This window comes from Nocardia shimofusensis NBRC 100134 (assembly GCF_001613125.1).
Taxonomy (GTDB): Bacteria; Actinomycetota; Actinomycetes; order Mycobacteriales; family Mycobacteriaceae; genus Nocardia; species Nocardia shimofusensis.
On record NZ_BDBT01000004.1, the window covers coordinates 295574 to 312163 of the forward strand.

16 protein-coding genes are annotated in these 16590 nt (G+C 69.6%); 10 read left to right on the top strand and 6 right to left on the bottom strand.

The annotated features are described in order from the left end of the window. Window positions 1-82: 82 nt before the first annotated feature. The 4 genes from NS3_RS30305 to NS3_RS06700 all read right to left on the bottom strand — a co-directional run bounded on the left by NS3_RS30305 (window position 83) and on the right by NS3_RS06700 (window position 3474). On the bottom strand, window positions 83-217 hold the full coding sequence (locus NS3_RS30305) for a DUF8730 family Cys-rich protein (protein WP_281205011.1): 135 nt from the start codon (window positions 215-217) through the stop codon (window positions 83-85). Between the two features lie 33 nt (window positions 218-250). Next, a complete protein-coding gene (locus NS3_RS06690; RefSeq protein ID WP_067855200.1) occupies window positions 251-1123 on the bottom strand; it encodes a universal stress protein in 873 nt (290 codons plus the stop codon). A 185-nt stretch (window positions 1124-1308) separates the two neighbouring features. Further along, window positions 1309-2226 (bottom strand): universal stress protein, encoded by a 918-nt coding sequence (locus NS3_RS06695; protein WP_067855203.1) that lies wholly within the window; start codon window positions 2224-2226, stop codon window positions 1309-1311. A 195-nt stretch (window positions 2227-2421) separates the two neighbouring features. Beyond that, complete coding sequence (locus NS3_RS06700; protein ID WP_084495106.1) at window positions 2422-3474, bottom strand: alpha/beta hydrolase; 1053 nt, start codon at window positions 3472-3474, stop codon at window positions 2422-2424. Window positions 3475-3698: 224 nt separating this feature from the next. Here NS3_RS06700 and NS3_RS06705 point away from each other — a divergent pair, with 224 nt between their 5' ends. After that, window positions 3699-4457, top strand: a complete 759-nt coding sequence (locus NS3_RS06705) for an NUDIX hydrolase (protein ID WP_084495107.1) — start codon at window positions 3699-3701, stop codon at window positions 4455-4457. Window positions 4458-4580: 123 nt separating this feature from the next. After that, window positions 4581-5417, top strand: a complete 837-nt coding sequence (locus NS3_RS06710) for an SDR family oxidoreductase (RefSeq protein ID WP_067855206.1) — start codon at window positions 4581-4583, stop codon at window positions 5415-5417. A 13-nt stretch (window positions 5418-5430) separates the two neighbouring features. On the opposite strand, the gene NS3_RS06715 is transcribed toward NS3_RS06710, so the two are convergent. Further along, the gene (locus NS3_RS06715) at window positions 5431-5946 is read right to left on the bottom strand and encodes a twin-arginine translocation pathway signal (RefSeq protein WP_245649489.1); all 516 of its coding nucleotides are present in this window, start codon (window positions 5944-5946) and stop codon (window positions 5431-5433) included. A 32-nt stretch (window positions 5947-5978) separates the two neighbouring features. Continuing rightward, entirely contained in the window at window positions 5979-6968 is a 990-nt protein-coding gene (locus NS3_RS06720) for an Rv1363c family protein (protein ID WP_245649490.1), read from the bottom strand. 353 nt (window positions 6969-7321) lie between these two features. On the opposite strand from NS3_RS06720, the gene NS3_RS06725 reads away from it, so the two are divergent. The 8 genes from NS3_RS06725 to NS3_RS06760 all read left to right on the top strand — a co-directional run bounded on the left by NS3_RS06725 (window position 7322) and on the right by NS3_RS06760 (window position 16589). After that, the gene (locus tag NS3_RS06725; RefSeq protein ID WP_084495108.1) at window positions 7322-8872 is read left to right on the top strand and encodes a class I adenylate-forming enzyme family protein; all 1551 of its coding nucleotides are present in this window, start codon (window positions 7322-7324) and stop codon (window positions 8870-8872) included. Window positions 8873-8978: 106 nt separating this feature from the next. Continuing rightward, window positions 8979-10469, top strand: coding sequence for an aldehyde dehydrogenase family protein (locus tag NS3_RS06730; protein WP_067855212.1), 1491 nt, complete (start codon window positions 8979-8981; stop codon window positions 10467-10469). A gap of 9 nt (window positions 10470-10478) precedes the next feature. After that, the gene (locus NS3_RS06735) at window positions 10479-11276 is read left to right on the top strand and encodes an MlaE family ABC transporter permease (RefSeq protein WP_067855215.1); all 798 of its coding nucleotides are present in this window, start codon (window positions 10479-10481) and stop codon (window positions 11274-11276) included. Next, entirely contained in the window at window positions 11276-12151 is an 876-nt protein-coding gene (locus tag NS3_RS06740; protein WP_067855218.1) for an ABC transporter permease, read from the top strand. The genes NS3_RS06735 and NS3_RS06740 overlap by 1 nt, the downstream gene beginning before the upstream one ends. A gap of 4 nt (window positions 12152-12155) precedes the next feature. Further along, complete coding sequence (locus NS3_RS06745) at window positions 12156-13316, top strand: MCE family protein (RefSeq protein WP_307609270.1); 1161 nt, start codon at window positions 12156-12158, stop codon at window positions 13314-13316. Beyond that, window positions 13313-14335 (top strand): MCE family protein, encoded by a 1023-nt coding sequence (locus NS3_RS06750; RefSeq protein ID WP_067855221.1) that lies wholly within the window; start codon window positions 13313-13315, stop codon window positions 14333-14335. Before NS3_RS06745 ends, NS3_RS06750 begins: the two co-directional genes overlap by 4 nt. After that, window positions 14323-15354 (top strand): MCE family protein, encoded by a 1032-nt coding sequence (locus NS3_RS06755; protein ID WP_373865284.1) that lies wholly within the window; start codon window positions 14323-14325, stop codon window positions 15352-15354. The genes NS3_RS06750 and NS3_RS06755 overlap by 13 nt, the downstream gene beginning before the upstream one ends. Continuing rightward, the gene (locus NS3_RS06760) at window positions 15351-16589 is read left to right on the top strand and encodes an MCE family protein (RefSeq protein ID WP_067855226.1); all 1239 of its coding nucleotides are present in this window, start codon (window positions 15351-15353) and stop codon (window positions 16587-16589) included. Before NS3_RS06755 ends, NS3_RS06760 begins: the two co-directional genes overlap by 4 nt. Window position 16590 lies beyond the last annotated feature (1 nt).

Here is a 16590-nt window from a genome sequence, read left to right on the forward strand (position 1 = left end):
CGCCCGTCGTCGGGCCCGGCGGCGAGCAGCCGCGGCCGGGCCCGACGACGGGCGGGCGTCCGGCGACGAGACCGGACGCGAATCAGCCCGCGTGCGACTCGGAGTGCCCGGGGCACCACTGCTCGGCGGGCACGTTCGCCTGCACCTCGTCGATGTGCTGACCGCATCCGGCCCAGGTGGTCTTACCGCAGGTCGAGCAGGGTGTGGGCTGGCACATGGTGGATTCTCCGTCCGGTGGGGTCGTGGCGGGTCAGGCGGTGGCTCCCGGCCGGGGGCGCACCACGATGATCGGGCTGTCGGTTCCGTGCAGCACAGCCTGGCTCACCGAACCGAGGGTCATGCCGGGGAACCCGCCACGGCCGTGGCTACCCACCACGACCAGACGCGCCGATTCCGCGGCCTTCAACATGAGCTTGGCCGGGCGCTCCTCTTCGACGAGACGCTCGACCACGACGTCAGGGTAGCGCTCGCCGTAGCCGGCCAGGTTCTCCGCCACCAGCGCCTCGGCCTCACCCTGCATCTCGTCACGGGAGACGTAGCGGTACAGCTCCGACCACCCGTGCACGGCGACCAGCGTCGCGCCACGCGTGTCCGCCTCTTCGAAGGCCAGCGCGATGGCGGCGCTGCTCAGCGGCGAGCCGTCCACACCGACCACGATCGGGCCCTCGGGCGCGGGCTCGGTCTCCGGGATGACCGCGACCGGGGACTCGGCGTGCCGCACCAGCGCGGTGCTGACCGAGCCGAGCAGCGCCCGGCGGATCGCGCCGAGACCGCGGCTGCCGACCACGACCAGATGCGCCTCCTCGGACCGGCGCAGCAGTTCGGGGATGGGCGCGGACACCACCACCGAGGACTTCACGGTGAGTTCGCCGATGGCGGCGGCGGCCTTGCGCGCGGTCTCGGCGGCCTCGGCGACGGTCGGCTTCGCGGCCTCGATGCTCGTCTCGTTGTCGACCGGACCGGCGAATCCGGGGTCGAAGCTGACCGGCATGCCGATCGCGTACACCAGGTGCAGGGGCCGATGGTGCCGGGCGGCGTATTCGGCCGCCCAGATCAGGGCGGGGCGGGCGGATTCGGAGCCGTCCACTCCGACGACGACGGGCGCTTGCGAATTCTCGGACATCGGCAGCCTTTCGGGCGAGCTTGCTGGCGGTTATTCGGAGCGACCGACCGGACTGGTGTGGAAATCGGCCGGATTCTCGGAGCTTAAGAGAATCCGGCCGCGTCCCGCAGGGGTCTTTGGTCCTGACGCTCGCGCCGGATACATCCTGCCGCACCCGGGTTCGACCGGCCCGCGGCGGGCACCGCTCACTTCGTCGGGTGGACCACCATCACCGGGCACTGCGCGTTCTGCACCAGATCGTTGCTGGTGGACCCGAGCAGCAGGCCGCGGAATCCGCCGCGCCCCCTGCTGCCGGTCACGACCAGCTGCGCCCGCTCGGACCACTCGCGCAGGTGCTTGCGCGGCCCGGACAGGTAGGCCCGGGTGGAGACGTCGAGATCGGGGAACTTGTCCCGCCAGCCCGCGAGCTGCTCGGCGAGCAACTGCTGCGCGGCCTCCTGCACATCCTGATCCTCGATGCCCGGCGGCAGGCCGAAGAACCCCTCGGCGGGCAGGTCGGTCCAGGAGTGCACGGCGATCAGCGGCGCGTTGCGCTCGGCGGCTTCGGTGAACGCCACCTGCACCGCGGCGCGGCTCAGTTCGCTGCCGTCCACGCCGACCACCACCGGAAGCGTCTGCCCGTCCGCGTCCTGGGTAGCGGTGGGGTTCGCGCCGCGCACCACGGCGACGGTCCCGGAGGCGTGCGCGGTGACCGCGAGCAGGGTCGACCCGAGATGCGCGAGCGCGCCGCCGGTGCCGGTGGCGCCGATGACGGTCATGTGCGCGGTGGCCGACCGGTCGATCAGTACCTTGCCCGCACTGCCGTCGGCGGATTCGGTGTCGATCTCGATGTCTCCGGCGACGGACGCCGCCAGCTCGCGGGCACGGGCCAGCAGTTCGGCGCTGGTGTCTCGCATCGCGGTCGTCACCGGCGGGACGAAAAGATCGTAGGGGCCCAAAACCGCGCTGGCCGCGGCCACGTTCACCGCGTTCACCAGCAACAGGCGCCGTCGGCGGCGGGCGGCGGTCTCGGCGGCCCACCGCACCGCGGTGTCACCGGCGGAACCGTCGACGCCGACGACGATCGGCGCGGAGACGAGGATGTGCGGGTCTTCACTGATCATGTGCACGGCCCTTTCGGAGTCGGCTGTCGTGCCCTCATGCTAGGCCGAATTCGATCACGCCCGCCGGAGGCGGATGGTCCCTCCTCGAGGGTCCATTGCGGACAGCGTGTTCGTCCGGCGGACAAGCGCGTCGCGGCGGCAGTAGGAGAACTGCCGCCGCGACGCGCCATTCGTTTCGTGTGAACGCTCAGCCGATCAGCTGCTCAGGCCCATGCCCTCGGCGAGCAGCGGCCAGGAATCCTTCAGCGCCTCTTCCCAGTACGGCCAGTAGTGCGTGCCGACCGGGTTGAAGTTGTAGGTGGCCGGGATGTCCAGCGAGTCGAGCTTGTTCTTCAAGTTGGCAGTGCAACCGTTGACGGCCGCCTCGATGATCACACCGAGGCTCAGGTTGACCGCGCCCATCGGACCGGGCGCGCTGTCGAGGTAGTACTGCACGTCCTCGAGCACGGGGATGCCGCTGCCGGTGGAGATGTAGAGCTTGGTGTCGCGCAGCTTCTCGGCGTTGATCACCGGGTCGTTCTCGGCCCACAGGGGACTGTCGGCGGGGCCGTACATGTTCTCGGTGTCACCGCCGCCCCAGGTCTCGACGGCCAGCTCGAGGAACCGCCGACCGACCGGATCGGCGATCTGCGCGCAGCCGCTGTAGGCGGCGACGGACTTCCACAGGCCGGGCTTCGCCTCCGCCAGCTGCAGCACGGAGGTACCCGAGGTGGACAGACCGGCCAGCGAGTTCAGGCCGGTCGACCCGAGTTCCGCGTCCAGCAGCGGCGGCAGTTCCTCGGTGAAGAACGTCTTCCACTTGTTGACGCCGAGCCGCGGGTCGGGCTGCTGCCAGTCGGTGTAGTAGCTGCCGCGACCGCCGATCGGCTGGATGACGTTGACCGGCTTGTCGGCCAGCCACTCCAGCGCGTGCGTGGCGGCCTTCCAGCTCGCCGTGCCGTAGCCGCCGTCCAGGCCGTTGAGCATGTACAGGTTCGGCGCGGGCGCGGACTCGTCTGCCGGGCGCTGCACATCGACGGTGATCTCGGAATCCATCGCCGCCGAGTAGACCTTCAGATGCCACGTCCGGCCGTCCTTCTCGACGGAGGTGATCGCCGGGGCCTTGCCCGGTTCGGCCGACGTCGCCCCCGCGAATACCGACATGGACATCGCGGCGGTGAGCGCGACGGCAGCGGTGCGCAGCACCCGCTTCCGTCTCCCCACCCCGGCTTGCGCCCGGATCACCGACTTCCGCGTCCGAGAACGCATGAATGCACCACCTGCCTAGCCTCGCCGCGCCTACGCGCGCGCTATTGGTCCTGTGACCGGCTACATACCCGATCGAGGACTAACTGTTACACGCGGGCGGCCCAGGACACGAACTGTCACCTCGTACGCCACCTGGAGCTGCCGCGTGGTGCACTCCGCGGCGTCCGTGGTACGGCCACGAGATCGCCGTCCGCGACCGGTGCGGCTCGAGGCAAGATCGAATGATGAGCACCACATCCGACCTGCGGCCCCCGGACGACTCGGACGCCGCGCGCGCAGCGGAGCCGACCGCACCGGGTGGCTCGGCGCCGCAGCAGCCCCCGGCCGCCGGCGGCGTGCCGACGGCCGGGCTCGATATCGCGAGCTTCCGCGCGCTCGCCCACAGCCGCCTCGAGCGGTTCCCCCGGATCGAGGTCCCCGACGCCCCCGGCATGCGGCGAGCGGCGGTCGTGCTGTGTGTCGTGCCCGCCGACGCCGGTGAACTCTCGGTGCTCGTGATCAAGCGGGCCTACCGCGGCCGCAATGCCGGGCAGTGGGGACTGCCGGGCGGACGGATGGAAGGGGGCGAGACCGCCGAGCAGGCGGCCTTGCGCGAACTGCACGAGGAACTCGCCCTGCCCGCCGATCCGGGCGACATCCTCGGCGTGCTCGACGACTTCCCGGCCACGTCCGGCTTCGCGATCACTCCGGTGGTGGTGACCATGCCCGACACCGCGGGGCTTCGCCCCGACCCCGGCGAGGTCCACTCGGTCCACTATGTGCCGCTGACCCGGCTCGGCGCCGAGGACGTGCCGCACTGGCTGCGCCGCGAGGACGCCCCCGACGGACCGGACCTGTTGCAGATGCGGCTCGGCCCCGCGATGACCATCCACGCACCGACCGGCGCGATGCTCTGGCAGTTCCGCGAGGTCGTCCTGCTCGGCAGCGCTCCCGCCGAGGCCAGGGTCGCGCACTTCGCCCAACCCGACTGGACCCGCCGGTGAATCGGCGATAGTTTCGCCGCGCCGAGGTTCGCCCGGAATGCTCGCGGCCGACCCCTGGACATAGCAGGATCGAAGCATCGCATCGGAATTCGGGATCGTCCCCGGCGGAAGGAATGGAGCGCCATGAGTGACGTTCTGGTCGTGATCGGCATCGGCGGCATGGGAGTGGCGATCGCCCGCAGGCTGGGCCCGGGCCGCCCGGTGCTGCTGGCCGACTTCGACGACGCGGCACTCCACAACGTGGCCGAAAGCCTGCGCGGCGACGGCTACGACGTCCACACCCAGCAGGTCGATGTCTCCGATCCCGCGGCGGTGGCGGCGCTGGCCGCCCGCGCGGCCGACCTCGGCGCGGTCACCGCGATGGCCCACACCGCGGGCCTCTCGCCCACCCAGGCCTCGGCCGCCGCGATCCTCGGCGTGGACCTGGCTGGCGTCGCCTACGTGCTCGACGAATTCGGCAAGGTCGTCGCACCCGGCGGCGCGGGCGTGGTGATCGCCAGCATGGCGGGCAGCCTGACGGCCGGGGCGCTGCCCGCCGAGATGGAGACCGCGCTCGCCCGCACTCCCTCGGGTGAACTGCTCGCCCTGCCCTTCCTGCAGGAGAGCGCCGTGCCCGACGCCGGCGCCGCCTACGCATTCGCCAAGCGCGGCAACCAGCTTCGCGTTCAGGCCGCAAGCCTCGCCTGGGGCGCCCGTGGCGCGCGCGTCAACAGCATCAGCCCCGGCGTGATCTCCACTCCCATGGGCCGCGAGGAACTGGCCGGTGACTCCGGCGCCGGCATGCGCGCGATGATCGCGGGCTCGGGCACCGGCCGGGTCGGGACCCCCGCCGACATCGCCGCGGCTGTCGCCTTCCTGCTCGGCCCCGAGTCGACCTTCGTCACCGGCACCGACCTGCTCGTCGACGGCGGTGTGGTCGCGGCGGTACGCAGCGGCGCGGTCCAGCTCGGCGCGAGCTGAGCGCTGCCGGCGACTAGACCGGCTCGAACTGGGAGATCCGCCAGGAATCGTCGACCTTCGTGAGGCTGACCCGCACGCTGCTCGCCGTCATCGCCGGATCGGGTTTCTCGGCGCTGGTGGTGGTCTGGTTGATGAACACCAGCACCACGGCGCGGTCCGGGGTGAGTTCGGCGACGGCGGCGCGGACGACGGCGGCATCGGTGGCGACCGATTTCTCCTTGGCCGCCGGGGCGACGATCTGCTGGGTGAACTGGCTGTAGTAGGCGAGGAAGTCGCCGGTGAGATGTGTTTTGGCCGAAGCGAAGTCGGCGTCGATGGTGTCGGGGGCGTAGGAGAGCAGCGCGACCGTTCCGGTGGTCGCGGCGTCGACGACCGACCGTTCTGCCGCGTCGTCGACGTGGCTGTCGGTGCGGTACTGGGTCGCCCACAGGGTGACCGTGAGCGCGGCCGCGGCGATCGCGAGGATCGACAGCACGGTGATGCCGCGTTCGGTGCGGAGCAGGTGGAGTACCCGGCGTGGGCCGCTCACGAGGTGGCGTGTCGTTGTCCCGGCGCGAACTGTCATGGCACGAACTCGACTTTCGACATCTTGATCGTGTCTCCTTCCCTGGTCACTGTCACACTCAACCGCCAGGCGCGCGGTTCCTCCTGCGCCCCGGCGGAATTGGTGACCTGCGAGGTGGCTGCGACGAGGACGACCGCGGAGTCCTCGGTCATCGACTCGACGGCGGCGGAATTCACCGTGCCCGCGGTGGCGACCTGTGACTGCTGGATGACCGAGGTGAAGTCCTGGGACCGGCTCTCGAAGTCGTCACGGAAGGCCCCGGTCGAATGCTCGAGCACCCGCCGCACATCCTGTTCGGCCCGGCTGAAATCCAGCGAGGTCAGCGCGACCACTCCCGCTCGCGCCGCCTCGGTGAACTCCACCTTGCGCTGATTCGCCTGCACCGTCTGCTGGTGGTGGTGGACCATCAGCCCGCTCACCGTGCCGGATACCGCGATCAGCGCGATCGCGATCGCGCCGATGAGCGCCCGCGCATTCGGCGCGCGCCACGAGCGACCCGGCGAGGCGACGGTGACCTCGGTCGCGGAGCGTTCGTCCGCGGAGTCGTCGTCCCCGGACTGTTCGCCTGTGCGGTCGGCGCTTGTCGAGCTGCCCTCTGCCGCGGCCGTCGGCGAGTCGGTCCCGTGATCGACACCGGGGTCCTTCGCCTCCGGCTCTTCCTCCGCCGCGACCGAATTCGCCGCCGTGGTCGCGCGCCTGCGTAATCGGGTGGCCCGCGCGCGTGCCCGGGCCGCGGCGGCGACCGCTTCCGCCGCGGCTGCTTCGGCCTCGGCTTCCTCGGCCGCCAGCCGAAGCTCGTCGAGGGTGGGTAGCGCGCCGATCCGGTCTACGGCGCCATCCGGACCAGGGGACGCGGCCGGGCCATCCGGTGGCGCGACGGCCGCACGGTCGGCGGTGGTGTCGAGCGAACGGCCCGGGGGAGTGTCGGGAATGTCGACGGGACCGCCGGGGTCTGCGCGGTTGTCGCTGTCGGTGAGCTGGGTCATCGCCGAATCCTCGGTGTGGGAACGGATCACGGGTCGATCCGCGATCGTTCGACGGCTCTCAGTTGTGCCACGGTATCGGGCCTGCCCTGCCACGTGGGACGGCTTGGATTATCCCGATATGAGAATGACATTATCACGAATCGCCGCGCGGAGATCGGCTGTTTACCGTGGTCACCAAAGGGGTGTGGCGACCGAATCGCACCCTGATGCCGCTTCGAGGAGTGCCTGGCGTCACGTGGTGAGTATGTTATTCTCGCATTGAGAGAATGCCAATATCGTCAGCGGGCGGACAGTGGGGTTTGCCGACCCACGTGCTGCGGCTCCCGTGGCGAGGCTCGCGGAGAGGGTGCGGGATGAGCGTGTCATTGCTGCTCGATATGGCGGCTTCGAGCGACCCGGATCGGACAGCGGTCGTCTGCGACGATGTGCGCTGGACGGCCGTCCGGCTCGCCGAACTCGCCGACGGTGGCGGCGCGCGGATCGCGGGCTCGGGATGCCGGAGCGTGGCCTATATCGGCACCGGCGGGCCGATGCTCCCGTTGCTGATCTTCGCCTCGGCGCGCGCCGGCGTGCCGTTCACGCCGTTGAACTACCGGCTCAGCGGCGCCGCGCTGCTCGAACTGCTCGCCCGTCTGGACTCACCGCTACTGGTGTGCGATGTCGAATACATCGACGCCGTAGCCGATTTCGGCGGCACCACGATCACCTCGGACGACTTCGTCGGACAGTCCGCCGAGGGCGGCGCCCTCGCGGCGCCGGGCGAGGACGAGATCGCGGTGGTCCTGTTCACCTCCGGCACCACCTCGGCGCCCAAGGCCGTCGAACTGACCCATGCCAACTTGGTCAGCTACATCACCGGCACCGTCGAATTCGCCTCCGCCGCACCGGGGGACGCCGCGCTGATCAGCGTGCCGCCCTATCACATCGCCGGCGTCAGCGCGGTGCTGTCCAACCTCTACGCGGGCCGGAAACTGGTCTATCTGCGCCAGTTCGATCCCGTACGCTGGCTGAGCCTGGTCGCCGAGGAACGCATCACCAGCGCGACGGTGGTGCCGACCATGCTGGACCGGATCGTCACCGCACTCGAACACACCGGCGCGGACCTGACGAGCCTGCGAACCCTCGCCTACGGCGGAGCCAAGGTCGCGCTCCCGCTGGTGCGCAAGGCACTCGAACTCATGCCCGAGGTCGGTTTCGTCAACGCCTACGGCCTGACCGAGACCAGTTCGACCATCGCCGTTCTCGGCCCCGACGACCACCGCGAGGCGCATGCCGCCACCGACCCGGAGGTCGCGAGGAGGCTGTCCTCGGTGGGGAAGCCGGTGCCCGGCATCGAACTGCAGATCCGCGACGAACTCGGGGCGGTGTTGCCCGCAGGCGAGACGGGGGAACTGTTCGTGCGCGGCCCGCAGGTCTCCGGCCGCTATACCGGCATCGGCTCGGTCCTCGACGCCGACGGCTGGTTCCCGACCCGCGACATCGCGAGTCTGGACGCCGACGGCTACCTGTTCATCGGCGGCCGCTCCGACGACACCATCATCCGCGGCGGCGAGAACATCGCGCCCGCCGAGATCGAGGACGTCCTGGTCGAACACGACGCGGTGCGCGAGGTCGCGGTGGTCGGCCTGGAGGACGCCCAGTGGGGCCAGATCATCGTCGCGGTCGTGGTGCCCGCCGGACCCACCGACCCCGATCCCGCAGAGCTGCGTGAGTTCGTCCGCGCCCGCCTGCGCGGCTCGCGGACTCCCGACCGCGTCGTCTTCCGCGACGAACTGCCCACCACTCCCACCGGGAAGGTGGTTCGTCGCACTCTCGTCGGCGACCTCCAGGACGACGGGCTGCCCGATGTCGACCCCGAGGCTGCCGGCGCGCAGCGGGCAGACAGCGCACCCCGGCCTTCCTGATGCCCTCCGACGAGCCCGGCGCGGCACCACCCTGATCCAGACCTCGACCCGACCACGGCACGTCCGTCGAACCAGTCAACACACCGATTTCCGCGAGTGGGGAAGCATGTCAACCGAAACCACCACCCCCGCGCCCACGGCGCCCTCGAATCTCGAACGCCACCTGCTCATCGACGGTCGGTTGGTGAGCCGTGAGGTCACCTTCCCGACCCTGAACCCCGCCACCGGCGAGGTCCTCGGCCATGCCCCGGACGCGAGTGTGGCCGACGTGAACGCCGCGGTCGCCGCGGCCCGCCGCGCTTTCGACGAGACCACCTGGGCCACCGACCGCGAGTTCCGCATCCACTGTCTCGACCAGCTCCACAACGCCCTGGTCGAGCACCGGGAAGAGCTGCGGGAACTGACCATCGCCGAAGTCGGCGCGACCCGTCTGCTCACCACCGCCCAGGTCGATTCGCCCATCGAGATCGTGCGGTACTACGCCGACCTGCTGCGGACCTACCCGTTCACCGAGGAACTCGGCGAGGCGGAGGTCAGGGGGTCCAAGCACCGGCGGTGGGTGGAGAAGGAAGGCGCGGGCGTGGTCAGCGCCATCGTGGCCTACAACTACCCCAACCAGCTCGCCCTCGCCAAGCTCGCGCCCGCGCTGGCCGCCGGATGCACCGTGGTGCTCAAGGGCGCGCCGGACACCCCGCTGGTCACCCTCGCGATCGGCGAGATCATCGCCCGCCACACCGATATCCCGGCCGGCGTGGTGAACGTGCTGACCTCCTCGGACCCGGCGATCGGCGTGGTGATGACCACCCACGACGACGTCGACATGATCACCTTCACCGGATCGACGGCCACCGGCAAGCGCATCATGGCGGCCGCGAGTGAGACCGTGAAGAAGGTCTTTCTCGAGCTCGGCGGCAAATCGGCGATGATCGTGCTCGACGACCTCGACACCGCCGGCCTCGGGCTCCCCGCCATGTTCGCCGCGTTCAGCCAGTGCTCGCACGCCGGCCAGGGCTGCGCGCTGACCTCCCGGTTGCTGGTGCCCCGGGAACGTCACGACGAACTCGTCGCCATGCTGGCCACGAACTTCTCGAACATCACCTACGGCGACCCGGCCCACCCGCACACCTATATGGGCCCGCTCATCAGCGAACGCCAGCGCGACAAGGTCGACGGCATGGTCCGCCGCGCGGTCGCCGACGGCGCGACGCTGGTCACCGGTGGCGAACGCGTCGATCCCGGCTTCTTCTACACCCCGACGCTGCTGACGAATGTGGACCCCGACAGCGAGATCGCCCAGGAAGAAGTCTTCGGGCCGGTCCTGGTGGTGATCCCGTTCGACACCGACGACGACGCGGTCCGCATCGCCAACAATTCGAAATACGGTCTGGCAGGAGCGGTCTACAGCGCCGACGAGGCCAGAGCCGTCGCCGTCGCCCGCCGCATCCGGGCCGGAGCGTTCAGCATCAACGGCGGTCACTACTTCGGCCCGGAGACGCCTTTCGGCGGCTTCAAGCAGTCGGGCATCGGCCGGGAGATGGGCGCGGCCGGGCTCGAGGAGTTCCTGGAAAGCAAGACCTTCGCGACCATCGTCGGGTGAGGCGCGGCGATGACACGGACACGGCGCGCGTGGACGCCGGCGGCGGTGGATCGGGCGGCTCGGCCGTTCGAACTCGTCGGCGGCCTGTTCGCCATGTCCGCCGACGCGGTGCGCTTCGCCTTCCGTAGACCGTTTCAGGCCAGAGAGTTCTTCGAACAGTCCTGGTTCATCGTGCGGGTCTCGCTGGTGCCGACTCTGCTGGTGGCCATCCCGTTCACGGTGCTGGTCAGTTTCACCCTCAACATTCTGTTGCGCGAGCTGGGCGCCGCCGATCTCAGCGGCGCGGGCGCGGCGTTCGGCGCGGTCACCCAGGTGGGTCCGATGGTGACCGTGCTGATCGTGGCCGGCTCCGGCGCGACCGCCATGTGCGCGGACCTCGGCTCGCGCACCATCCGGGAGGAGATCGACGCCATGCAGGTGCTCGGCATCGACCCGGTGCAACGGCTGGTCACCCCGCGCATGCTCGCCTCCGGCCTGGTGGCGTTCCTGCTCAACAACCTGGTATGCGTGATCGGCATCCTCGGCGGCTACATGTTCTCGGTCTATGTGCAGGATGTGAATCCGGGCGCGTTCGCCGCGGGCATCACTCTGCTGACCGGGATCGACGAGGTGCTCATCTCCTCGGTGAAGGCGTTGCTGTTCGGGCTGGTCGCCGGGCTGGTCGCCTGTTATCGCGGGCTGATCGTCACCGGCGGCGCGAAGGCGGTGGGCAACGCGGTCAACGAGACCGTGGTCTACGCCTTCATGTCGCTGTTCGTGATCAATGTGGTCGTCACGGCCATCGGAATCCAGATGACGGTGCGCTGATGACGGAACAACCCGTGACCGCCGAAATCGCGACCTTCGCCACCCGCTACCCGCTGTTCGTGCGGCGGGTCCGCAAGCCGATCGCCGTCGCCGGTCAGGTCGGCGACCACGCCATCTTCTACGTCAAAGCCCTGGCTGTCGCCCCGTTCGCGGCCTGGCATCACCGCCGCGAGACCGTCCGCCTGATCGCCGAGATCAGCATGGGCACAGGCGCTCTGGCGGTCTTCGGCGGCACGGTGGTGATCGTCGGCTTCCTCACCCTGGCCACCGGCGGCACGCTCGCCGTGCAGGGCTACAGCTCGCTGGGCGATATCGGCATCGAGGCGCTCACCGGCTTCCTCGCCGCCTTCATCAATGTGCGTATCTCCGCGCCCGTGGTCGCGGGCATAGGCCTGGCGGCGACCTTCGGCGCGGGCACCACGGCCCAGCTGGGCGCGATGCGTATCAACGAGGAGATCGACGCCTTGGAGTCGCTGGCGATCGAGCCGATCGCCTACCTGGTCGGCACCCGTCTGGTCGCCGGGATGATCGCCATCACCCCGCTCTACGCGCTGGCCGTGGTGGCCTCCTTCATCGCCAGCCGGTTCACCACGGTGGTCCTGCTCGGGCAGTCCTCGGGCCTCTACAACCACTACTTCTCGACATTCCTGAATCCGATCGACCTGCTGTGGTCGTTCGTGCAGGCGCTGGCGATGGCCTTGACGGTGCTGCTGATCCACACCTTCTTCGGCTTCTTCGCCGCGGGCGGTCCGGCCGGGGTGGGGATCGCGGTGGGCAATGCCGTGCGCACCTCGCTGATCGCCATCGTCTCGGTCACCCTGCTGGTCTCGTTGGCGGTCTACGGCGCCGACGGCAACTTCGATCTGTCCGGGTAGGTGAGTGACTTTGGTGCACAACGTGATCCGCCCGCTGGCCGGGACAGTCGCGATGGCGCTGTGCGCGCTGCTGGTGGCAGGCGCGGTGCAGAGCTTCCGCGGCGCGTTCGCCGACACCGTCGCGGTGCAGGTGCTCTCCCAACGCGCGGGTCTGGTCATGAATCCGGATGCCGATGTGAAGATGCGCGGCGTCACCGTCGGCAAGGTCTCCTCGATCCGGGAACGCCCCGACGGTACGGCCACCCTCGAACTGGCCATCGACACCGACAAGCTGGCCCGGATCCCCGGCAACGTCTCGGTCGCCATCGCCTCCACCACCGTGTTCGGGGCGAAGTACGTCCAGCTCATCCCACCCGAGCGCCCTGCCGATCAGCTGCGCGCCGGACAGGTGCTCACCGCCGACCGCGTCACCGTCGAGATCAACACCGTCTTCGAGCAATTGACCGCCGTGCTCGCCGCACTCGAGCCGGAGAAGCTGAACGCCACGCTGGGCTCCCTCGCCGCGGCCACCCGCGGCCGGGGCACCCAGGTGGGGGAGATGCTCAGCGACCTCGAGACCTTCCTCGCCGAACTCGAACCGGCCCTCCCGGACCTGCGCACCGACATCGGGCTCGCCGCACCGGTCCTGAACACCTACGCCGATGCCGCCCAGCCCCTGCTCGACACCGCGGGCAACCTCACCTCCACCGGCGGCACGCTGCTCGAGGAACAACAGAACCTCGACGCCATGCTGCTCGGCCTGATCGGCCTGTCCGACACCGGAAACCGCGTCCTGTCCGCCAACGCCTCCGCCCTCGCCACCACCCTGGACGTACTGGTCCCCACGACGGCCCTCACCGCCGAATATCGAGAGGCCCTGTACTGCTCGCTGGACGGCTTCGCCGACCTCTCGCAGATGGCCCCGGTCGACGTCCCCGGCCTCGGCCTGTCGGCGAACTTCCTGTGGGGCATCGACCCCTACCGCTACCCGGAGAACCTGCCGAAACTGCGGGCCTCCGGCGGCTCCCAGTGCTCGGTCCTGCCGGTCGGCTACGAACAGCGCCCGCCGTTCGTCGTCGCCGATGTCGGTGCCGACCCGTTCGCCCGCGGCAACCAGGGCATCGTGGTCAACCCCGACTCCCTGCCGAACGCCCTGTTCGGACCGTCGATCGGAGGGCCGCGATGAGCCCACGCAACGCGCCGCTGCTGAAGTTCGGCGCCTTCGCCGTCGTCATGGTGGTGCTCTCGGCTCTGCTGATCCTGGTGTTCGGCCAGTATCGCAGCGGCAGCGCCACCGAATACTCGGCGGTGTTCGCCGACGCCTCCGGCCTGAATCGTGGCGACACCGTGCGCATCGCCGGCGTGCCCATCGGGACGGTCCGCGGCGTGGAGTTGCGCGACGACCACTCCGTCCTGGTCGAATTCGACGCCGCCGACACCGTCACCCTGACCACCGGCACCGAGGTCGCCGTGCGCTACCTCAACCTCGTCGGCGACCGCTACCTGGAACTCACCGACCCGCCAGGGGTCTCCGAACCACTGGCCCCCGGCGCCCGCATTCCGGTCGAGAAGACCGCGGGCGCACTCGATCTCGACCTGCTCATCGGTGGTCTGAAACCCGTGATCCAGGGCCTGAACGCCCACGAGGTCAACGCGCTGACCTGGTCGCTGCTCGAGATCGTGCAGGGCAGGGAGAACACCATCGACTCGCTCATGGCCGGAACCGCCTCGTTCACCACCGCGCTCGCCGAGAAGAACGACGTCGTCCACCGCCTGCTCGACCATCTCCGCACCGTGATGGACACCCTCAGCGCCGAGGGCGATCAGTTCACCGGCACCGTCGATCGCCTGCAACGCCTCATCGGTGAACTGTCCGCCCAGCGCGACCCGATCGGCGCCGCCATCGAGGCCATCGACCAGGGCACCGCGAGCGTCGCCGACCTGCTCACCGACGCCCGCCCGCCACTGGCAGGCACCGTCGACGAACTGGCCCGTCTCGCACCGCTTCTCGACAGCGACAAACAGATCCTCGACGACGCCCTCGGCCGCGCCCCCGAGAACTTCCGCAAGCTGGTACGCACCGGCGCCTACGGCAATTTCATCCAGTACTACATCTGCGCCATCACCGTCCGGATCAACGATCCCAGCGGTCAGGTGCTGGTCCTGCCCGCCATCGAGCAGACGACGGGACGGTGCAGCCCATGAGCCTGACGCACTATCGCGGCGCGCACCTGGCCCGCCACGGCGTGGTCGGCGTGGTCCTGATCGTCTGCGTGATCGCCATCGGCCTGCAATCGCAGAAGTTCATCGCCTGGGGCACCACCGTCCGCTACACCGCCGTCTTCGCCGAGGCAGGCGGACTCGCGGTCGGCGACGAGGTGGTCCTCTCCGGGGTCACGGTCGGCACTGTCGCCCGCCTGAGCCTGGACAACGGCGACGCGAAGGTCGACTTCACCGTCCGCGATCGGATCACCCTCGGTGGCGGCACCTCCGCCCACATCAAAACCGGCTCCCTGCTGGGCAAACGAGTGCTCACCCTGGTCTCGGCCGGACCGGGCGTGCTGCGTCCCGGCGACCTCGTCCCGATCGACCGCACTTCCTCGCCGTACTCGCTCACCGACGCCGTGGGCGAGCTGACCACCAATGTCGGCGAGACCGATGCCGCTGCCCTGGACGCCTCGCTCGACACCCTGGCCGTCACCCTGGATCGGATCGCCCCGCAGCTGGGTCCCACCTTCGACGGCCTCACCGCACTGTCGCGCACCATCAACAGCCGCGACGAAACCCTGCGCGCCTTGCTGACCGCCACCGCCGACGTCACCGGCATCCTCGCCGACCGCGGCGCGCAACTGAACACCATGATCCTGGACTCGAACGCGCTGCTGCAGACCCTGGTCGCCCGCCGCCAGGCCATCGTCGACCTGCTGGCCGGAACCGCCGCCGTCGCCGAGCAACTGCGCGGCCTGGTCGCCGACAACGAAGCCGATCTCGCCCCGACCCTGGACCGACTGAACTCGGTGGTCGCCATGCTGGAAAAGAACCGCGACAATATCGCCGCCGCCCTGCCCGGTCTGGCGAAAGTCTCCATGACGCAGGGCGAAGCGGTCTCCGGCGGCCCGTTCTACAACGCCTTCGTCGCCAACCTGATCCCCGGCGACCTCATCCAGCCGTTCATCGACCAGGCCTTCGGCGCGCCACAACTCACCCCGGAGCCACCGCGATGACCCGAACGACGATCCTCCGCATCGCAGGAGTTCTCACCCTGGCCGCCGCGCTGATCGCGGCAGGCACGACCGGATGGCGAGCCGCTCTCGGCCCGAACATCTTTCGTGCCGTGTTCAGCACCGCCACCGCCATCTACCCCGGTGACGACGTGCGGGTCTCCGGCGTGAAGGTCGGCGTCATCACCGCCATCGCACCGCGCGGCACCACGGTCGAAGTGACTCTCGAGGTCGACCGGAGCGTTTCGATCCCCGCCGACGCGCGGGCGATCATCGTCGCCCAGAGTCTCGTCGACTCCCGCTTCGTGCAACTGACCCCCGCCTATCGCGGCGTGGGGCCGACCATGGCCGAGGGCGCGACGATCCCGCTCGAGCGCACCGCCGTTCCGGTCGAATGGGACGAGGTCAAGACCCAATTGACCAAGCTGTCGGACCAATTGGGCCCCGACGGCGACCTCTCCTCGAGCTCCCTGGGCCGGTTCGTCGACAGCGCCGCCACCGCCATGGACGGCAACGGCGACCAGCTGCGCGACACCCTGCACCAGCTCAGCGGCGTCGGCCGCATCCTCGCCGACGGCAGCGGCGACATCGTGACCACCGTGGCGAACCTGCAGCAGTTCGTCACCGCCCTGCGCGAGAGCAATGTGCAGATCGTCGAATTCCAGGACCGCCTGGCCACCCTCACCAGCGTCATCGACGGCAGCCGCTCCGACCTCGACGCCGCCCTGCACCAGCTCTCCCTCGCGGTGACCGAAGTCCAGCGCTTCGTCGCCGACAACCGCGATCGCGCGAGCGAGCAGGTCGGCCGTCTGGTGAACGTCACCCAGAACCTCGTCGACAACCGCGACGACCTCGAACAGCTCCTGCACGTCTTCCCGACGAGCATGGCCAACTTCTACAACATCTACAACCCCGAATCCGGCACCGAGGCAGGGGTGTTCGTGCTGAACAACTTCTCCAACCCGGTGCAGTTCATCTGCTCGGCCATCGAGGCCGTCGGCAAACAGTCCTCGGCGCAATCGGCCCAGACCTGCCGCGACTACCTCGGGCCGGTCCTGCCACTGCTGAGCTTCAACTACCTGCCCTTCTCGATCAACCCGATCCTCGGTCCCACCCCGCGCCCGGAGAAGGTGCTCTACACCGAGCCCCACCTTGTCCCGCAGGTGGTGGCCCCCGTCGAGCAGGCCCCACCGCCTCCGCTCGACTTGGCCGCCATCCTGTTCGGCGGAAGGCGTTGAC